General features: G+C 33.0%; 16 protein-coding genes and 1 riboswitch. Of the genes, 9 read left to right on the top strand and 7 right to left on the bottom strand.

The features are described 5' to 3' along the window. Positions 1 to 492 precede the first annotated feature (492 nt). Positions 493 to 551, top strand: a riboswitch (Fluoride riboswitch). A gap of 53 nt (positions 552 to 604) precedes the next feature. Continuing rightward, entirely contained in the window at positions 605 to 1,810 is a 1,206-nt protein-coding gene (locus C3E90_RS00630; protein WP_236913611.1) for a cation:proton antiporter, read from the top strand. Positions 1,811 to 1,930: 120 nt separating this feature from the next. Here the strand turns inward: C3E90_RS00630 and C3E90_RS00625 are convergent, their stop codons facing one another. The 6 genes from C3E90_RS00625 to C3E90_RS00600 form a co-directional block, all read right to left on the bottom strand. Continuing rightward, complete coding sequence (locus C3E90_RS00625) at positions 1,931 to 2,683, bottom strand: 2Fe-2S iron-sulfur cluster-binding protein (RefSeq protein ID WP_236913610.1); 753 nt, start codon at positions 2,681 to 2,683, stop codon at positions 1,931 to 1,933. Beyond that, complete coding sequence (locus tag C3E90_RS00620) at positions 2,673 to 4,496, bottom strand: NADH-quinone oxidoreductase subunit NuoF (protein ID WP_236913609.1); 1,824 nt, start codon at positions 4,494 to 4,496, stop codon at positions 2,673 to 2,675. The genes C3E90_RS00625 and C3E90_RS00620 overlap by 11 nt, the downstream gene beginning before the upstream one ends. After that, positions 4,489 to 4,977 (bottom strand): NADH-quinone oxidoreductase subunit NuoE, encoded by a 489-nt coding sequence (nuoE, locus tag C3E90_RS00615; RefSeq protein WP_236913608.1) that lies wholly within the window; start codon positions 4,975 to 4,977, stop codon positions 4,489 to 4,491. The genes C3E90_RS00620 and nuoE overlap by 8 nt, the downstream gene beginning before the upstream one ends. A 66-nt stretch (positions 4,978 to 5,043) precedes the next feature. Continuing rightward, a complete protein-coding gene (locus tag C3E90_RS00610) occupies positions 5,044 to 6,876 on the bottom strand; it encodes an aldehyde ferredoxin oxidoreductase family protein (RefSeq protein ID WP_236913607.1) in 1,833 nt (610 codons plus the stop codon). Beyond that, positions 6,876 to 7,355 carry a 4Fe-4S dicluster domain-containing protein gene (locus C3E90_RS00605; RefSeq protein WP_236913606.1) on the bottom strand — a complete coding sequence of 160 codons (480 nt, stop codon included), beginning with the start codon at positions 7,353 to 7,355 and terminating at the stop codon, positions 6,876 to 6,878. The genes C3E90_RS00610 and C3E90_RS00605 overlap by 1 nt, the downstream gene beginning before the upstream one ends. 231 nt (positions 7,356 to 7,586) lie before the next feature. Next, positions 7,587 to 7,811, bottom strand: coding sequence for a MoaD/ThiS family protein (locus C3E90_RS00600; RefSeq protein WP_236913605.1), 225 nt, complete (start codon positions 7,809 to 7,811; stop codon positions 7,587 to 7,589). Positions 7,812 to 8,006: 195 nt separating this feature from the next. Between C3E90_RS00600 and ltaE the strand changes: the two genes are divergently transcribed. The 3 genes from ltaE to C3E90_RS00585 all read left to right on the top strand — a co-directional run bounded on the left by ltaE (position 8,007) and on the right by C3E90_RS00585 (position 10,229). Then, positions 8,007 to 9,035 (top strand): low-specificity L-threonine aldolase, encoded by a 1,029-nt coding sequence (gene ltaE / locus C3E90_RS00595; protein ID WP_236913604.1) that lies wholly within the window; start codon positions 8,007 to 8,009, stop codon positions 9,033 to 9,035. A gap of 153 nt (positions 9,036 to 9,188) precedes the next feature. Then, positions 9,189 to 9,800: an NAD(P)H:quinone oxidoreductase gene (wrbA, locus tag C3E90_RS00590; protein ID WP_236913603.1), complete on the top strand. Its 612-nt coding sequence runs from the start codon at positions 9,189 to 9,191 to the stop codon at positions 9,798 to 9,800. 15 nt (positions 9,801 to 9,815) lie between these two features. After that, positions 9,816 to 10,229 carry an FMN-binding protein gene (locus tag C3E90_RS00585; protein ID WP_236913602.1) on the top strand — a complete coding sequence of 138 codons (414 nt, stop codon included), beginning with the start codon at positions 9,816 to 9,818 and terminating at the stop codon, positions 10,227 to 10,229. A 73-nt stretch (positions 10,230 to 10,302) separates the two neighbouring features. Here C3E90_RS00585 and C3E90_RS00580 read toward each other — a convergent pair whose 3' ends face one another. After that, the gene (locus C3E90_RS00580; RefSeq protein WP_236913601.1) at positions 10,303 to 11,133 is read right to left on the bottom strand and encodes an MBL fold metallo-hydrolase; all 831 of its coding nucleotides are present in this window, start codon (positions 11,131 to 11,133) and stop codon (positions 10,303 to 10,305) included. Positions 11,134 to 11,318: 185 nt separating this feature from the next. On the opposite strand from C3E90_RS00580, the gene C3E90_RS00575 reads away from it, so the two are divergent. The 5 genes from C3E90_RS00575 (at position 11,319) to C3E90_RS00555 (ending at position 17,208) form a co-directional block, all read left to right on the top strand. Then, positions 11,319 to 13,148, top strand: a complete 1,830-nt coding sequence (locus C3E90_RS00575; protein WP_236913600.1) for an ABC transporter substrate-binding protein — start codon at positions 11,319 to 11,321, stop codon at positions 13,146 to 13,148. 160 nt (positions 13,149 to 13,308) lie between these two features. Continuing rightward, positions 13,309 to 14,340 carry an ABC transporter permease gene (locus C3E90_RS00570; protein ID WP_236913599.1) on the top strand — a complete coding sequence of 344 codons (1,032 nt, stop codon included), beginning with the start codon at positions 13,309 to 13,311 and terminating at the stop codon, positions 14,338 to 14,340. 5 nt (positions 14,341 to 14,345) lie between these two features. Further along, positions 14,346 to 15,206, top strand: coding sequence for an ABC transporter permease (locus C3E90_RS00565; RefSeq protein ID WP_236913598.1), 861 nt, complete (start codon positions 14,346 to 14,348; stop codon positions 15,204 to 15,206). A gap of 57 nt (positions 15,207 to 15,263) precedes the next feature. Next, the gene (locus C3E90_RS00560) at positions 15,264 to 16,244 is read left to right on the top strand and encodes an ABC transporter ATP-binding protein (protein WP_236913597.1); all 981 of its coding nucleotides are present in this window, start codon (positions 15,264 to 15,266) and stop codon (positions 16,242 to 16,244) included. After that, on the top strand, positions 16,237 to 17,208 hold the full coding sequence (locus C3E90_RS00555; protein WP_236913596.1) for an ABC transporter ATP-binding protein: 972 nt from the start codon (positions 16,237 to 16,239) through the stop codon (positions 17,206 to 17,208). Before C3E90_RS00560 ends, C3E90_RS00555 begins: the two co-directional genes overlap by 8 nt. Positions 17,209 to 17,219: the final 11 nt, after the last annotated feature.

Genomic DNA, 17,219 nt, shown 5'->3' with positions numbered 1-17,219 from the left:
AAGAAAATGGAAGAATAAATGGACAAAATCTCCCCTTATCCCTAGTTCCTAAATCCTATTATTTCCTCAATCCTAATAGAACTTTATTTTCATTTTTTGAGGTGAAAATCAAGAAATACAAGTACTTTAGTGGTGCAGGTTCAAGGATTAAGGAATTAAATGGATAAATGGAAGAGAATAACAAGCCAGTGTTTTCAAGGGCTTGAGGGGCGTTGGTGAGAGAACTTTATTTGAAAAAGGTGAGGAGTTTGTTTGATGAACACAGTAGGATTATTAGCGGTTGGCATACCATTCATTACTCAAAGGCGGACAAAATAAAGGTACTCTTTAGTAGGATATTACGTCGTAAACGATTGTCATCCTAAGCAAAGCGAAGGATCTTAAGGTAAAGACTTTTGGAGGATTTCATGATGGAGTTTTAAAGATAATAACATAGTGCAAAACATATCATTGACATATATAATACTTTATAATATAATTTATTAGTAAAATTAAATAAAGGGTGATGGAGTTCACCATAATTGCATAATGCTAATGACTCCTACAGGAAATATTAATAGTATTCCTGTAGGAGTTTTTTTATGACTAGAAAAGGAGTGGTTTTATGGCTGAAAGTTTAGCAGTAATTTTATTATTAGGATTGCCTGCAAAAAGAATATTTGAGAAATTAAGAATGCCTGGTTTATTAGGCATGTTAATATTAGGTGTTCTTATAGGGCCTCATGGACTTAATTTACTGAACGATGATATGCTCCGAATATCAGCAGACTTAAGAAGCATTGCTTTGATTATCATCTTATTAAGAGCAGGGCTTGGAATCAATAAAGATGATTTGAAAAAAGTTGGAACCACTGCATTGAAGATTAGTTGCATACCTGGTTTAATAGAAGGCTTATTTATTGCCCTCGCTTCAGTAAATTTTCTGGATTTTACATTTGCTCAGGGAGGAATATTAGGTTTTATTATTGCCGCCGTTTCTCCTGCTGTTGTAGTACCATCTATGCTTAAATTAATGGAAAATAACATTGGTACGAAAAAAGGAATACCAACTTTAATATTGGCTGGTGCATCTATAGATGATGTCTTTGCTATTACAATATTTAGTGCTTTTTTAGGCTTATATAGTGGTTCACATATAAATATAGGTATACAATTATTAAATGTACCAATATCAATATTATTAGGTATTATGGCTGGTATAATTATTGGATTTTTACTGATAAGAATTTTTAAAACATACCACATTCGTGATACTAAAAAGGTATTATTAATACTTGGTTTTTCCATATTGCTTAATGAATTGGAAGGTGTATTGAAAACAAACTTACAAGTAGCTTCGCTTTTAGGGGTTATGACTATTGGTTTTGTAATAATCGAAAAATTACCTAATGTAGGAAAGAGATTATCTAATAAATTTAATAAAATATGGGTTTTAGCAGAAATTTTATTATTTGTGCTAGTAGGAGCACAGGTAGATGTAAATGTAGCCTTAGAAGCAGGTGGGGTAGGTATTCTAATAATATTAATAGGTTTAATAGGACGAAGTATTGGGGTTATAATCTCTTTGTTAGGCACAGATTATAATTGGAAAGAGAGATTGTTTTGCGTTATTGCATATATTCCAAAGGCAACAGTACAGGCTGCCATAGGGGCAGTGCCATTATCATTAGGAGTAGAGTCAGGAGACACAATCTTGGCTATTGCAGTATTATCTATACTAATCACCGCGCCATTAGGGGCCATTGGAATTCAGTATTCTTCAGAAAGGTTACTAGTAGAAAAAAGTAGCATATGTATTAGTGAAAAATAAAATAAAGTTTTTCAAAAGTAGGATAAAACATGGAATAAAACCCCGGAAGTATTTGCAAGAGAAGTCTTGCGTGTATTTCCGGGGTTTTTGTTTTGTGTGATTTATTAAGCATCTTTCACCTTAAAAAATATTTTGAAAAGCATCCTTAAACTTATCAGCTACAAGCCTTTTATTACATGATTCACAAAGATGTTCCTGGTTTTCCATATGGAGTTTATCATCAATAAAACTTAAAGCTTCCTCTGTTGTGTAGTATTTACCACATCTAGAGCATTTTACTAGGTTAAAGGTTCTATTCCAAATAGTTCTTTTCCCATCAGAATCTACTAAACTAATGGCATTTGTAGGACAAACCTCAACACAAGCTCCACAGCCTATGCAATCCTTTGAAGCATCATCATAGGGAGTAGAAATTTTTTTAGTAGTCCCCCTATTCACAAAGGATATGGCACTGGTACCTAGTTTTTCACATGCTTTAACACATAATCCACATAGAATACAGTCTTCTTTTTCATCTATATTTACATATCTCTTTGGTGCCTCAACGTCATATTCTCTTGCTAATTTTTTTATATATTCATTATTTGGTGTTCTAAGAAGTAGGAGGAGGATAATATCCTTTCTCATATTTACTATTCTTTCAGTACTAGTAAGGACTTCAATGCCATCCTTTATTGGATAGACACAGGATGAAACTATTTTAGTTCTATTTCCTTCCTTTACCTCAACTAAACATAATCTGCATCTACCTAGTCCTTCAAAGCCTTTCTTATGACATAAGCTAGGAATGTCTATTTTATTACGCCTAGCTAATTCCAGCAGTGTTTCTCCACTATTTCCTTTATAATACTTTCCATCAATTTTAATATTCATAATCTGCACCACCAATCTTAACGGCATTCTTTGGACATAGGGTGAAGCAATTACCACATTTAATACATATATCCTTATCTATAGCATGAGGTTCTTTTAATTTACCTGCAATAGCATTGACAGGGCATTTTCTACTACATAATCCACAACCTATACAAATATCTTTATCTATATAATAAGTGGTAAGATTTTTACACACACCTGCAGAACATTTTTTATTTACTATATGGTCAATATATTCATCTCTAAAATACTGAATAGTGGTTAAAACAGGATTTGGAGCAGTTTTTCCTAGGGCACACAGGGAACCTTCTTTAATAGTTTCACCTAGCTGTAGAAGTAAATCTATATCCTCTAATTGTCCTTTTCCCATGGTAATGTTTTTTAATATTTTTAGCATTGTATTTATGCCTTCTCTGCAGGTAGTACATTTTCCACAGGATTCCTCTGACAGGAATTCCATATAGTACCTTGCCACCTCAACCATACAGGTAGTGTCATCCATTACTATTACTCCACCAGAGCCCATCATTGACCCTATATTACTTAAGGAATCAAAATCAAGGGGTATATCCATATTCTCTTTAGGAATACAACCACCAGAAGGGCCACCAGTTTGCACAGCTTTAAAGGGTCTATCCTTTATAATACCGCCACCAATTTGGAATACAAGCTCACTTAATTTAGTTCCCATAGGTATTTCAACTAAGCCAGTATTCTTTACTTTGCCTACTAATGAAAATACCTTTGTTCCTGAATTCTTTTCTGTCCCTATTTTTTTAAACCATTCTGATCCCTTTATTATGATAGGAGGAATATTTGCCCAGGTTTCAACATTATTTAATACAGTTGGTTGGTCCCATAAACCTTTTTCAACACTTCTTATATATTTAGCCCTAGGCTCACCAACATCTCCTTCAATAGAGCCCATTAGAGCACTAGATTCACCACAGACAAAAGCTCCTCCACCTCTGACAATTTCTAAATCGAATTCAAAGGAACTGCCTAGAATATTTTTGCCAAGATATCCAAGCTTTCTAGCCTCATCAATAGCAACTTGCATATTTCTTCTTGCAAGCTCATATTCATCCCTTATATATAGATATCCTTTATTAGAATCTATTGCATACCCACAAATAATCATACCCTCAATTACTGTATGAGGATCACCTTCCATTATACTTCTATCCATAAATGCTCCAGGGTCCCCTTCATCCCCATTACACACTACATATTTTGGGAAGTTTTCATAGTTAGAACAGGTTCTCCACTTGATGCCGGTAGGAAATCCTGCGCCACCTCTACCTCTTAAACCTGATTTTTCAATTTCACTAATTACTTCATCAGGGGTCATTTGGAATAAAATTTTGTGTAATGCCTTGTAACCATCCCTTTCCAAATAATCTTTAATATGCAAAGGATCTACTTCCCCAATGTTTCTTAAAGCAATCTTATGCTGATGCTTATAGAATGAAGCATCTTTATGGGATACTATTCTTTTCTTTTTATTTGTATCAAAGTATAATAGTCTATCTATTATTTCATCCTTTAATATGGTTTTTTCCACTATTTCATTAACATCATTAGGCGAAACTTTGAAATAAGAGATTTGATCTGGAAGTATTTTTACAACTGGTCCCTTCTCACATAACCCGTTACAGCCAGTTGCTTTTATTGAGGGTTCAATGGTAATAGCTGGATTATTTTTCAATTCCTCTTTAAAATTTTCGTATACTTGGTAGCTGTTGTTTGCTAAGCAACCTGTTCCACAGCATACTAGTATTTTTCTTTCCTTGTTATAGAAATCACTCATTTGTGCACCCCTCCCTAAGCTCATCTATTATAACTTTAACTTTTTCTTTAGTTAGACTACCATAATATTTTTCATTTATCATCATAACAGGGGCAAGAGCACATGCACCTATACAATTAACGACCTCTATTGAAAATAATCCATCTTCTGTAGTTTCTCCCGGAGCGATATTTAAAATATTTCCTATTTCCTCTCTTATTGATGCTGAACCTCTTATATGACATGCAGTACCATTGCATACCTTTATAGTATATTTACCTTTTGGTTTTAAGCTTAATGCCTTGTAAAATGTAGCTATACTATATACTTTGCTAATAGGTAAATTTAAGTAATTAGAAACAATTACCATAACCTCTCTAGGAATAAAACCATATTCCCTTTGTATATCTTGAAGTATAGGTAATGTATATCTTTTTTCCTTTGGGTACTTTTTAATTATTTCTATGGAACCATTATATCCATCGTTTATATCAATAGCCATATTTATCACCTTCGAATTAGTAAGAACATCCATTATTATAAAATAATGGATGTTCCATATTTGTGTTTACCAATTTAAAGCCATAGGTTTTTTATCTATTGAAAGCTCATCTAATTTTTCTTCAGTAGGAATGCCATCTTTGTCCCAACCTCTTACCTCATAGTATTCTTCTAACATTACATCTAATTCAGCTACCTTGCCTTTAGCTGGACCAGTAGTTACACCTTCCTCTAGAAGTCTAGGAGGTAGTGTATCATCTTCTTTTGTAAAGCCTGCCTCTAAATTAAACATTCTTTCCAGATTCCATATTCTTTCCCCAACTTTAAGGAATTCTTCATCTGGAAGGTCTACACCTATGGTGTTTCTAAGCATATTGGAGATTTCAGGCAATCCTATACCAAATGTGGTGAATAGACAAATATCTGATGAATCGACTAAACCAGTTAAATCTTGGAATAGTTTTAACAGTTCAGCTTTACCCTCTGTTACGAGAGGATCAGTTTTCATAGGTATTCCAAGAACTTCAGGAGAGGTTAGATAACCCCTAACATGACAGCCGCCACGATTACTAGTAGCATATTCTAAGGCCATACCTTGAATAGCTCTACCATCATATGCTGGCATTTCTTGTTTTTTAACGCTCATGGATAGTTCTGGATGCCCATATTTTTCTGCTAATCTATAGGAGCCTAATGCTAATAAATCGCCAAAGCCTTCTCTGTTAGCAGTACGCTCAGTCCATGATATTATGGATTCTGCATCCCCAAATACTAATTCTTCGCCAAGCTCTTCTTTTGTAATAGCACCTATTTCATATAGCTCCATAGCACAAGCAATAGTAGCACCCATGGTAATAGGGTCAAATCCTACTAAATTACAAACGTGGTTAGCCTTATCTATAGCATTCATATCATTTATCCCACATGAAGCACCATAGGACCATCCAGCCTCATATTCTGGTCCTGCAACTATACCTTTATATTTTCCGTCAGGAATTCTTATAACCCTTCCACAGCCAATAGGGCAAGAAAAACAAGCCTTATTCCTAATTAAGTAATTATCAGTTAAGAACTCTCCACCTATTTTATCTGCATCTTCAAACCATGATGTTTGCCAATTTCTAGTTGGCAAAGCATGGGATTCATTTAGTATATTCATTAGTACCTGAGTTCCATATGTTGGTAGACCTCCACCTTTTCCTGTAACAGGATGCTCTAATAATTTGTTTCTAGCATCCATTGTGGCTGCCATAAATTCATGTTTATTTGCTACCTTTATATCATTTGTACCTCTTACTACAACAGCCTTAAGATTCTTAGAACCCATAACAGCACCAAGACCAGACCTTCCAGCAGCTCGATCCTTATCGTTCATAACAGTTGCAAATAAAACTTGTTTTTCACCTGCAGGTCCAATACAAGCTACTCTAGCGTCTTCTTCATTCTCAAGTAGAAGGGTATCTGTTGTTTCAAATACGTCCTTACCCCATAGATGTGCTGCACTTTTTAATTCGATTTTGTCATCATAAATTTTTAAGTAAACTGGAGTTTCTGACTTGCCTTCGAATATAATACCATCATATCCAGCATATTTTAATTCAGGTCCAAAATGACCTCCTGAATTTGATGCACCGATAGTTCCTGTTAAAGGGGCCTTTGCTATAACATTAAATCTTCCAGCACAAGTAGCATATGTTCCTGTCATAGGTCCTGTCATGAAAATCAGTTTATTATCTGGACTTAATGGATCAATTGTAGGGTCTATTTCATCGTAAAGATACTTTGAACCCAAGCCTCTTCCGCCAAGATATAGATTAGCATCTTTCATATTTAAATCTTCAACCTTAATTGTTTTTTCGCTTAAATTTACTCTAATTAATTTTCCTATCCAGCCTTTCATTATTTGGCCACCTCCCCAAATACATCACTAAATAGACTGGTTATATTCTTTCTTTTGTTTAATGGACCGTCTAATTCTTTGTATTCTATTGCACCACTAGGGCACAATTTTACACATTGAGGGAAACCATCACATAAATCACATTTTATAACTCGTTTTTGTCTAGAACTATAAGTCATGTTACCGAATGGACAAGCGCTTACACACATTTTACATCCAATGCACTTATCATCATCAACTTTTACTACACCTGTCTTTGAATCTTTTGTAATTGCATTTACAGTACAAACCGTCATACAATGAGGATCATCACATTGTAGACATGTAATAGGTACCTGCAATCCTGCTACGTCATAAGGTAGTACTGAAATTGCTGCATCCTTTGGATTAAATGAATCATTTTTAATAAAAGAGCAAGCAAGTTCACAGGTTCTACAGCCTGTACATTTGTCTGGCGAAATTACTATACCTTTAGCCAATTTACTCTCTGGACACCATTATTGGCGCCAGATTCACCCCCCTTTTATGATTTTAATTGATAAGCATAAAATAAAAAAAGATTATTATTAACCAAAATCATGGTAAATAATAATCTCTTTGCGCAATGGCAGGCATAAAAATTACTTTTTACACCCTATCGTTCATAAAGGCCCTCTGAGGTCAATTATGAATCGAGATTTATATTCTTTTTTTATTATGTATGTTTATATTTACCCTCCACCAATAGGAGGGAAAAGTGCTAAAATATCTCCTTCTTTCAATATATTATCCACTTCACTATATTTGCCATTTATTAAAGCTATTCCAAGTTCTTCTTCTTTAATTTGGAGTTGATTAAGTACATATCTAATATCAACAGCTTTATCGAAGCTGAGCTTTTTACTCACCCATCTACCATTTCTAAAGGTGGCAAATAATCTAACTTCAATTTGCATAGAAATAATCCTCCAATACTAAATATCTGATATAATATATACATTCTACGTAAATATATAAAACTCCTTCTTTTTTTGCATAAATTTTTGCAAAAATTTGATTATTTTTAAATATCAAAATTTAATAATATATATTTGAATGAAGGTAGTAGTTTGACTGTAGAATAAAAATTATTTAAAATTGGGGGGCTAGTTATGAAATATATAGACTTAAGAAGTGATACTGTAACACAGCCAACTGAGGAAATGAGACAAGCAATGTTTGAAGCTGAACTTGGTGATGATGTATATGGAGATGACCCAACAATAAACAGATTAGAAGAGTTAGCAGCTGAAATGGTAGGAAAAGAAGCAACCTTGTTTGTAACATCTGGGACTATGGGAAATCAAGTAGCCATTATGACCCATACTCAACTGGGTGATGAAATAATATTGGGAGCCAATAGTCATATTGTTCAACATGAAGTAGGTGCTGCAGCTAGATTATCAGGGGTTAGCTATTCAATTGTTAATAATCCAGATAATAGGATTTATAGGAAAGATGTATTAGAAAGGATAAGAGGTGAAGACATTCACAATCCAAATACAGGCTTATTGTGTATGGAAAATGCCTTAGCCGATGGTACTGTAGTGTCCTTAGAAGAGATGAAGGATGTATATGAAGTTGCTCATGAAAAGAATATACCTGTACATTTAGATGGAGCCAGGCTATTTAATGCTGCTACCTACTTAAAAGTAGAGGCAAAAGAAATTGCTCAATATGCTGATTCAGTAACATTCTGTATATCTAAAGGTTTATGCTCACCTGTAGGCTCATTATTATGTGGTTCTAAGGAATTTATTAAAAAGGCTAGAAAGATGAGAAAACTACTTGGGGGAGGTATGAGACAAGGAGGAGTTCTAGCAGCCTGTGGCATAGTTTCTTTAGAAAAAATGGTCAATAGACTTGAAGAAGACCATAATAATGCTAAATATTTAGCTACTAAATTAAATGAAATAGAAGGATTTTTTATAGATATGGACAAGGTTCAAATAAATATGGTGTTTTGTCAAATAGGCATAGAAGATTTTAACTCCCATGAATTTGTTCAAGCATTGCTAAAGAAGGGAATAAAGGTTAATGATGATGGAAATACAATAAGATTTGTTACCAATAATGATGTAAACAGAGAAGATATTGATTATGTAATAAAATGTATAAAAGAATATGTAACAAAGAATTAAATTTTAGATACGGTTTGAAAATTTGTTTCAAACCGTATTTTAGATGGAAAAATTTGAATAAGACATAAAGTAAAGGGTAATATGTTAATGAACTTAAAAAGCAAATCTAAAAATCATTTAATATAAAGGAGTTTCAGAAAGGAGAATTATTTGATGGATAAAGTTAAATTAGCGGTTATTTACTATAGTTCAACAGGAACTAACTATCAATTGGCAAAATGGGCAGAAGAAGGAGCAAAAGAAACTGGAGCTGAGGTTAGGGTATTAAAGGTGGAAGAACTAGCTCCGCAAGTAGCTATTGATTCTAATCCAGCTTGGAAGGCTCATGCTGAAGCAACTAAAGATGTACCTGTTGCCACTAATGATGATTTAGAGTGGGCTGATGCCTATATATTTAGTACACCAACTCGTTATGGAAATGTTGCTTCCCAAATGAAGCAATTCATTGATACTACAGGAGGTATATGGGCTCAGGGGAAACTAACAAATAAGGTTGTAAGTGCCATGGCTTCAGCTGGAAATTCCCATGGTGGTCAAGAAGCTACAATCAAAAATATTTACACTACTATGATGCATTGGGGTACTATAATAGTACCACCTGGATATACAGATGACTCTGTTTATAAGGCAGGAGGAAATCCATATGGAACCAGTGTAACAGTTGGTCAAGAGGGCAAAATGGTAGAAGATGTTGAAGAAGCGGTAAAATATCAAGCTAAACGTACGGTAATGGTTGCAGAATGGATTAAAAAAGGAAGTAAATAGGAAGGAGGGAAACTGATGAGACAAACTAGAAAGGTACTTTTGGCTATTTTGATAATTGCCTCATTAACAGTAACATTAACTGCCTGTGGTTCCTCTGATACATCTGATGGAGATGAAACCTATAAGGATGGAACCTATGTGGGGCAAAGTGAAAAGCGAGAATTTGGATATGAAGAAGCTGAAGTTACTATAGAAGGCGGTAAAATAACCAATATAGTACTTAAAAGAATGACTCCAGAAGGAGAAGAAGTAGACTATGATGAATGGACTGGAGAAGGTGACAGACCAAATTTGAAACAATTTAGAATAGATTTAGCAGAGGAAATGATAGAAAAACAAAGCTATGAGGTAGATGCCATAGCTACAGCAACAGAAACTTCTGAAGGATGGAAAGAAGCTGTAAAAAATGCTTTAGAACAAGCTAAATAATTTGAACCAATAGAGCGGTAGAATATTCTACCGCTCTATTGGTTCAAATGTAAAATATGAGTAATTATAAAATTTAGTATTCTAAAACAGAACCACAACCAATTTCTTCAACTTGGCAGATCTGAGATAGCATAAATTTATATTTTAATCCTGTACAGTGACAGGGATGTATAGAAACAGGACTTAAATTGTTTAAGAAGTTAATGGTACCTTCAATTTTATCTTTAGAAGGCTCTAACAAATGAAGACCACCAATAACATCAATCAATGTTTTTTTATTAGATATATTCATTGCAGTATCAATTATATTACATATTCCAGAGTGGGAGCATCCTGTAATAATAACCAAGCCTTCATCAGATTCATAAGCAAGTGCAGAGTCCTCTACTAAATAATCAGGTTCATAGTTATCATTATGAAGCACCTTTCCTTTTGGAGTAAAATTTTCAAATGGAAGATTACGTTTAATCTCACCTAAGAACACTAGCTTATCAGTTATCCAGAAGGGTTCACTTGTTTTATTTATACTGAAATACTTATTTATTACATCTTCAGATATCATATTACCTACAACGTCATTTTCATAACATTTCATTTTAAATGTTGATGGATGAGTGATTAATGTAGGTTTTTTCTTTGGAGGATGGTTTTTATAAAAGTCAATTAAGTGGAAAAGCCCACCAATATGGTCATCATGTCCATGAGAAATTATGATGTAATCAATGTCATCTAATGGAATATTTAAATTGTTTGAGTTATTTAGGAAGATATGAGTAAGCCCTAAATCGAATATAATATTCTTTCCTTCAGATTCAATGAAAAAAGACAGAGCTGGTTCACCATATAAATTCTTTCCTATTATTGTATTGTTATCTACTAGTACCGTAAGTTTCAAAATAATCACCTCAAAGATAGTATAAATAAAAATATTAATATATTCAATGAAAAGAAGATGATATAAGGGGAATTTATTAACAAACAAAACATATAGAAAATTCTAATTGGACATAGAGAATCCATATTATATATAATAATTCACTGTAAGGGAACTGGGATAAGAAAACAATAAATGAAAGGACTGTATAAAAAATGAAAAACACGATATTTAAGAACAAACTAATTCTAATATTATTAATTTGTGTTCTTGCTTTTTCAATGACTGGTTGCAAAAAAAATTCACCAGCGACTCAAGAAGAACAACAAACAGAGCAACAAGAAGAGACTGCTTCAACAAAGGAAATTGAAAATCCAGATACATTTATTACAGCTTCAGATGATGTAGAAACATTAGACCTACATTTTATGTCTAGTGCGTCAACAACTTGTGTTTCTTATAATGTGTATGATTCATTACTTTATAGAACACCAGCAGGAGAAATAAAACCTTGTCTAGCAACATCAATACCTAGTTTAGATAATGATTTAATAAAGATTCAAGATAATGGAAATACAACTATAGAGTTTCCAATAAGGGAAAATGTCAAATTTCACAACGGAGAAATACTTACTCCTGAAGATATAAAATATACATTTACACGTGGAATCATAGTAGGAGCATTATCTGATCTAACTCAAGCTTTAACTGGGGAAGGATCTTTTAATAGTGTTGTTGAAAAAGTAGGCTTGGATGAAGCTTATGATGTATTAGACAACGCTATTACTATTGAAGATAATTCAATAATTTTTCATTTAGCTCAACCTTTTGCTCCATTTATTGATATAGTTTCTGATAATGGAGCTGCATATGGGATTCTTAACAAAAAATGGGCTGTTGAAGAAGGAGCATGGCCAGGAACTAAAGAGACCGTAAAAGACTTTATTTCAATTACTGATGAGGATAATACCTTGCATAATAAAATGATGGGTACAGGACCATTTAAGTTAGAATCATGGGAACAAGGAGAAAGAATTGTTATTGAAAGATTTGATGACTACTGGCAAGGACCAGCTAAATTAAAACGTGTTATTAGACAAGTTACTGCAGACAATAACACTGCAATTCAACAATTACAAAAAGGAGATATAGACTTTATAACCCTTGGTCTATCAGAGGTACCCCAAGTAGAAGGATATGAAGGAATTAAGGTAATAAAGGACATACCAGCTTCACAATTAATAAAAATAAACTTTAATTTTGACATAAAAGGCGACAAATATTTAGGCAACAAAGAGTTTGGATCTGATGGAGCTCCAAGTAACTTATTTAGTGACTTAGATGTAAGAAAAGCTTTTTCATATACATTTGATTATCAAACATTTATTGATGAAGTTTTGCTTGGCTCAGGTATAAAGCCATATGGACCAGTACTTGTAGGTTATCCAACTGCAAATCCTGACAATCCTCAATATAATTTTGATTTAGAAAAAGCAGAAGAACATTTCAAGAAAGCTTTTGACGGAGAATTGTGGGAAAAAGGATTTAAGCTTACTGTGCCTTATTCAGCAGGTTCAACTGCTAGACAACGTGCCCTTGAGATACTTAAGGCTAATTTACAACAAATAAATCCAAAGTTTGAATTAGAGATAACTTCATTACCATGGGCTGCTTATGTTGGTGGCATTAATGATAGCGAAATACCTATGTCAATATTTGGTATATTACCAGATTATGAACACCCTTATTGTTCATTAGCATACCATATGTATTCAGAAGATTACTATGCTCAAGTAAATGGGTATGCAGATCTAGCAAAAGAAAAATATGATCCTTTAATTAAGGAATTAGCTAGTTCATTTGATGATGAAAGAGTAGAGGAATTATCACATACATTGCAAAAGTATTCATACGATGATGCACTCTCCATTTTTCACCATCAGGTTATAGCACAAGTTGGGATGAGAGATTGGGTTCAAGGATATGAAATAACACCTATACCATTTATAGTTGATTATTATAATATTTCTAAGGAATACAAATAGATTAATATGCTTGTAGACGAGGTTTTAAAACCTCGTCTACAAATTTATAACTATTTTTAGCGATGAGGTGGAAGTTAATGAAAGTTATTATACAATCAAAAGAATTAGGAAGAAACCATCAAAAAACATCAAATAAAAACTTATATATAGGTAAGATACTATGAAAAAATACATATTAAAAAGATTAATTGCAATTCCAATTATATTGTTTATATTGTCTATATTAATATTCTCTTTAGTTCTTTTTTTAAGCCCGTCTCAAAGAGTAGCAGTATTTGTAAGTGCTCCTGAAGATCTTCAAAATGTATCGATGGATGAGCTAATAAAACGTTATGGTCTGGATCAACCATTTCATATACAATATATTAACTGGTTAAAAGGCGTTTTAAATGGGGAACTAGGTTGGTCAAATTCTGCTAGAATGCCAGTTGCAGAAGCATTGAGATTACGCATTCCAGCAACTATAGAGTTAATGATACTTGGGCAGTTAATTGTTTCTTTTAGTGGTTTTTTCTTAGGTACTTTAGCAGCAAAAAACCATAATTCTTTTATTGATGTTTTTATTAGAATTATGACCATAGTAGGTGATTCAATTCCTAGTTTTGTCATTGGTTTATTTTTATTAATTATATTTTATGTAAAATATGATATATTTTCTCCAGGACGCTTAAGTTTATTTGCATTAGATATTGTTCATTCAGATCAATTTGTAACCTATACAGGAATGTATCTAATTGATTCTTTACTTAATTGGAGATTGGACATATTTTTAGATGCATTGAAGCATATTATTCTACCTTCAATTGCATACTCTTTAGGTTCTATGTCAACATCTGTTCGTTTAATGCGATCATCATTATTAGAAAATATGAATAAGGGCTATGTTGACACTGCGATAACTAAAGGTGTTCCAGAGAAAATGGTTCTAAATAAGCATGTTAGACGTAATGCACTGATACCCTTTATTACGTTGACGGGTATGCAAATTCCTAAATTGTTAGGGGGATCAGTAATAATTGAAACAATCTTCAATTATCCAGGAATGGGAACTTTTATAATAACTTCTGCATTAGGTTTAGATTTTCCTGCAATAATAGGGTCAAGTATTGCTGTTAGTATAATGATAATGATAAGTAATTTAATTGTCGATCTTTTATACTGTGCTTTAAATCCTGTAATGAGATTGGAGTGATATGTATGATGAATGTATTAGGAAAAATTATAAGACAACCATTAGGTGCTTTAGGCCTGTTGATCATTTTATTGTGGATAAATATAGCGGTTTTTGCTCCATTATTAGCTCCACCAGCTGAAGGTCAAGATCCATATATGATTTTACGTCATACATTTTCATCTCTTCCAACTCCCCCTGATGAAGTAGCTAAATTTGGAACAACAGAAGGAGGATATGACATATATTATGGCATAATCTGGGGAAGTAGAACAGCATTACTAGTAGGGCTTATTACAGTTTTTTTTAATTCAGTTGTTGGCATATTAGTCGGTGGTATAAGCGCTTATTATGGTGGGGTTGTAGATAATATAATAATGCGAATTGTAGACTTATTTATGAGCATTCCATTTTTAATTGCAGTTATAGTTATGACCACTGTGTTGGGTAAAGGATTGGATAAAATTATTATTGCATTAATTATTTTTGGTTGGCCTGGTTATGCTCGCATAATGCGAAGTGAAGTATTATCTGTAAAAAAACAAGAGTATATCCTAGCAGCACGAAGTATGGGTGCTTCGCCTGCACGTATATTTTTATTTCACATTTTACCAAATTCTATCCATCCTATAATTGTATTAATATCACTTGATATCGGTTGGATAGCACTAATTGCTGCTGCGCAAAGCTTTATGGGAATAGGTTCCGAACCTGGATTTGCAGATTGGGGACAAATGCTTAATTTTGCACGTAGTTGGATCTCGGGAATGCCTGGTAAACCATTTTATTATTGGTATACCTATACTTATCCCTCAATTGCTATATTTACATTTGCATTAGGATGGACCTTGCTAGGAGATACATTAAGAGATGTTTTTGATACTTAATCCTAATCAGTCAATATGGGATTGAATAAAAGGCTAATATGTAATTGGAGGAATACTATGTTAAATGTACTTGATATTAAAAACCTAGCAGTGACGTTTAAGACTAAGGGTAGAATGGTTAAGGCTGTAGATGATGTTAGTCTATCAGTAAAAAAAGGAGAAAAAATTGGATTAGTAGGTGAATCAGGGGCAGGTAAAAGTGTAATGGCTAAAACCGTTTTAGGATTACTAAAGAATTCAAAGAATATTGCAATTGAAGGAGAAATTTATTTAAATGGTGAAAATCTACTAGTAAAGAATAAGAAAGAATTAGAAAAATTAAGAGGCAGTAAAATATCTATGATATTTCAAGATCCTATAAATTCTTTAAACCCTGTTTTTACAGTAGGATATCAAATTGCTGAAGTGTTCATGATTCATAAAAAAATGAATAAGAAAGATGCTTGGTTAAGAGCAATTGATATGTTAGGAAAGGTTGGGATAGAATCTCCTTCTTTAGCAGCGAAGCAATATCCACATCAATTTAGTGGTGGTATGTGCCAAAGAGTAATGATTGCAATGGCATTGTCTGCTAATCCACAACTACTAATTGCTGATGAACCAACTACAGCTCTTGATGTAACAATTCAAGCTCAAATACTGGAATTACTAAATGAACTTTATGAAAATACTGATACTTCAATTATGTTGATAACACATGATTTAGGAGTAGTTTCGGAGTTCTGTCAATCTGTAGCTGTAATGTTAAATGGGGTAATAGTAGAAAAGGCAGATGTAAAAAGCATCTTCAAAAATCCATTACACCCTTATACACAAGGATTACTTAGCTCAATACCGGTTATTGGAAGTAAAGAAAGATTAAAACCTTTACCAAATGAATATTTAGATGATAATGCAATAATTGAAGGTTGTCCATTTTATAATAGATGTTTAATGAAAATAGATAGATGTAAATATGAAAAGCCAAAGTTATATGAGATAAAGCCGGATCATTTTGTTCGTTGTTTTAAAAATGAGGTGTTAATTAAAAATGAATAATGAGTTAGTGAAAGTAGAATTCTTAAAAAAACATTTCAGCTTAAAAAGTGGCTTGTTTAATAAAGATAAAAGCATAGTTAAAGCGGTTGATGATTTAAACTTTTCAATAGTAAAAGGTGAAACTTTAGGTCTTGTTGGAGAATCTGGTTGTGGTAAATCTACAACAGGGAAAATGCTTCTACGTTTATTAGAACCGACTTCAGGAAAAGTTTATTTCAAAGGGGAAGATTTAACTGCAAAATCTGGAAAAGAGTTACTAGACATGCGTCGTAATCTCCAAATGATATTTCAGAATCCATATGGTTCCCTTAATCCTAAAATGACTTTAAAAAGAATACTTGAAGAGCCATTAAAAATTCATGGTATTAACTCCAATAAAAGGGAAAAAAGAATAAAAGGGTTATTAAATTATATTGGCTTAAGTGCCTCTTGTCTTAGTAGATATCCTCGGGAATTTAGCGGAGGACAATTGCAAAGGATTGCAATTGCAAGATCTTTAGCCCTTAACCCAGAGTTTATTGTTGCAGATGAACCAGTTTCTGCATTAGATGTATCTATTCAAGCCCAAATATTAAATTTATTAATAGATTTGCAAAAGGAACTAAATTTAACATATTTGTTTATATCACATGATTTAAGTGTTGTTCAATATATTTCAGATAGAGTTGGAGTCATGTATCTGGGAAAAATGGTGGAATTGTCCGATTGTGAAAGTGTATATTCTAATCCTTTGCATCCATATACAAAAGTATTATTATCTGCAGTACCTGGAATAGATCCTGAGAAAAAAACTCAAAAAATAAATATAAAAGTAGGCAATGAAAATCATAAAAGAACGAATAATGGTTGTAGATTTAGTGATCGTTGTAATCAAAAGCTAGCAATATGTACTGAAGAAGAGCCTATATTTAAAGAATACACAAAAGGTCATTTTGTTGCATGCCATTTATACAATAAAAAGTGATTATACTATGA

The sequence above is a fragment of the Clostridium sp. Cult2 genome (genome assembly GCF_021655075.1).
In the GTDB taxonomy this organism is placed as follows: Bacteria; Bacillota; Clostridia; order Tissierellales; family Tepidimicrobiaceae; genus Schnuerera.
Note: the sequence above shows the minus strand (reverse complement) of the source record. Positions and strands in the feature narration are given on the sequence as shown.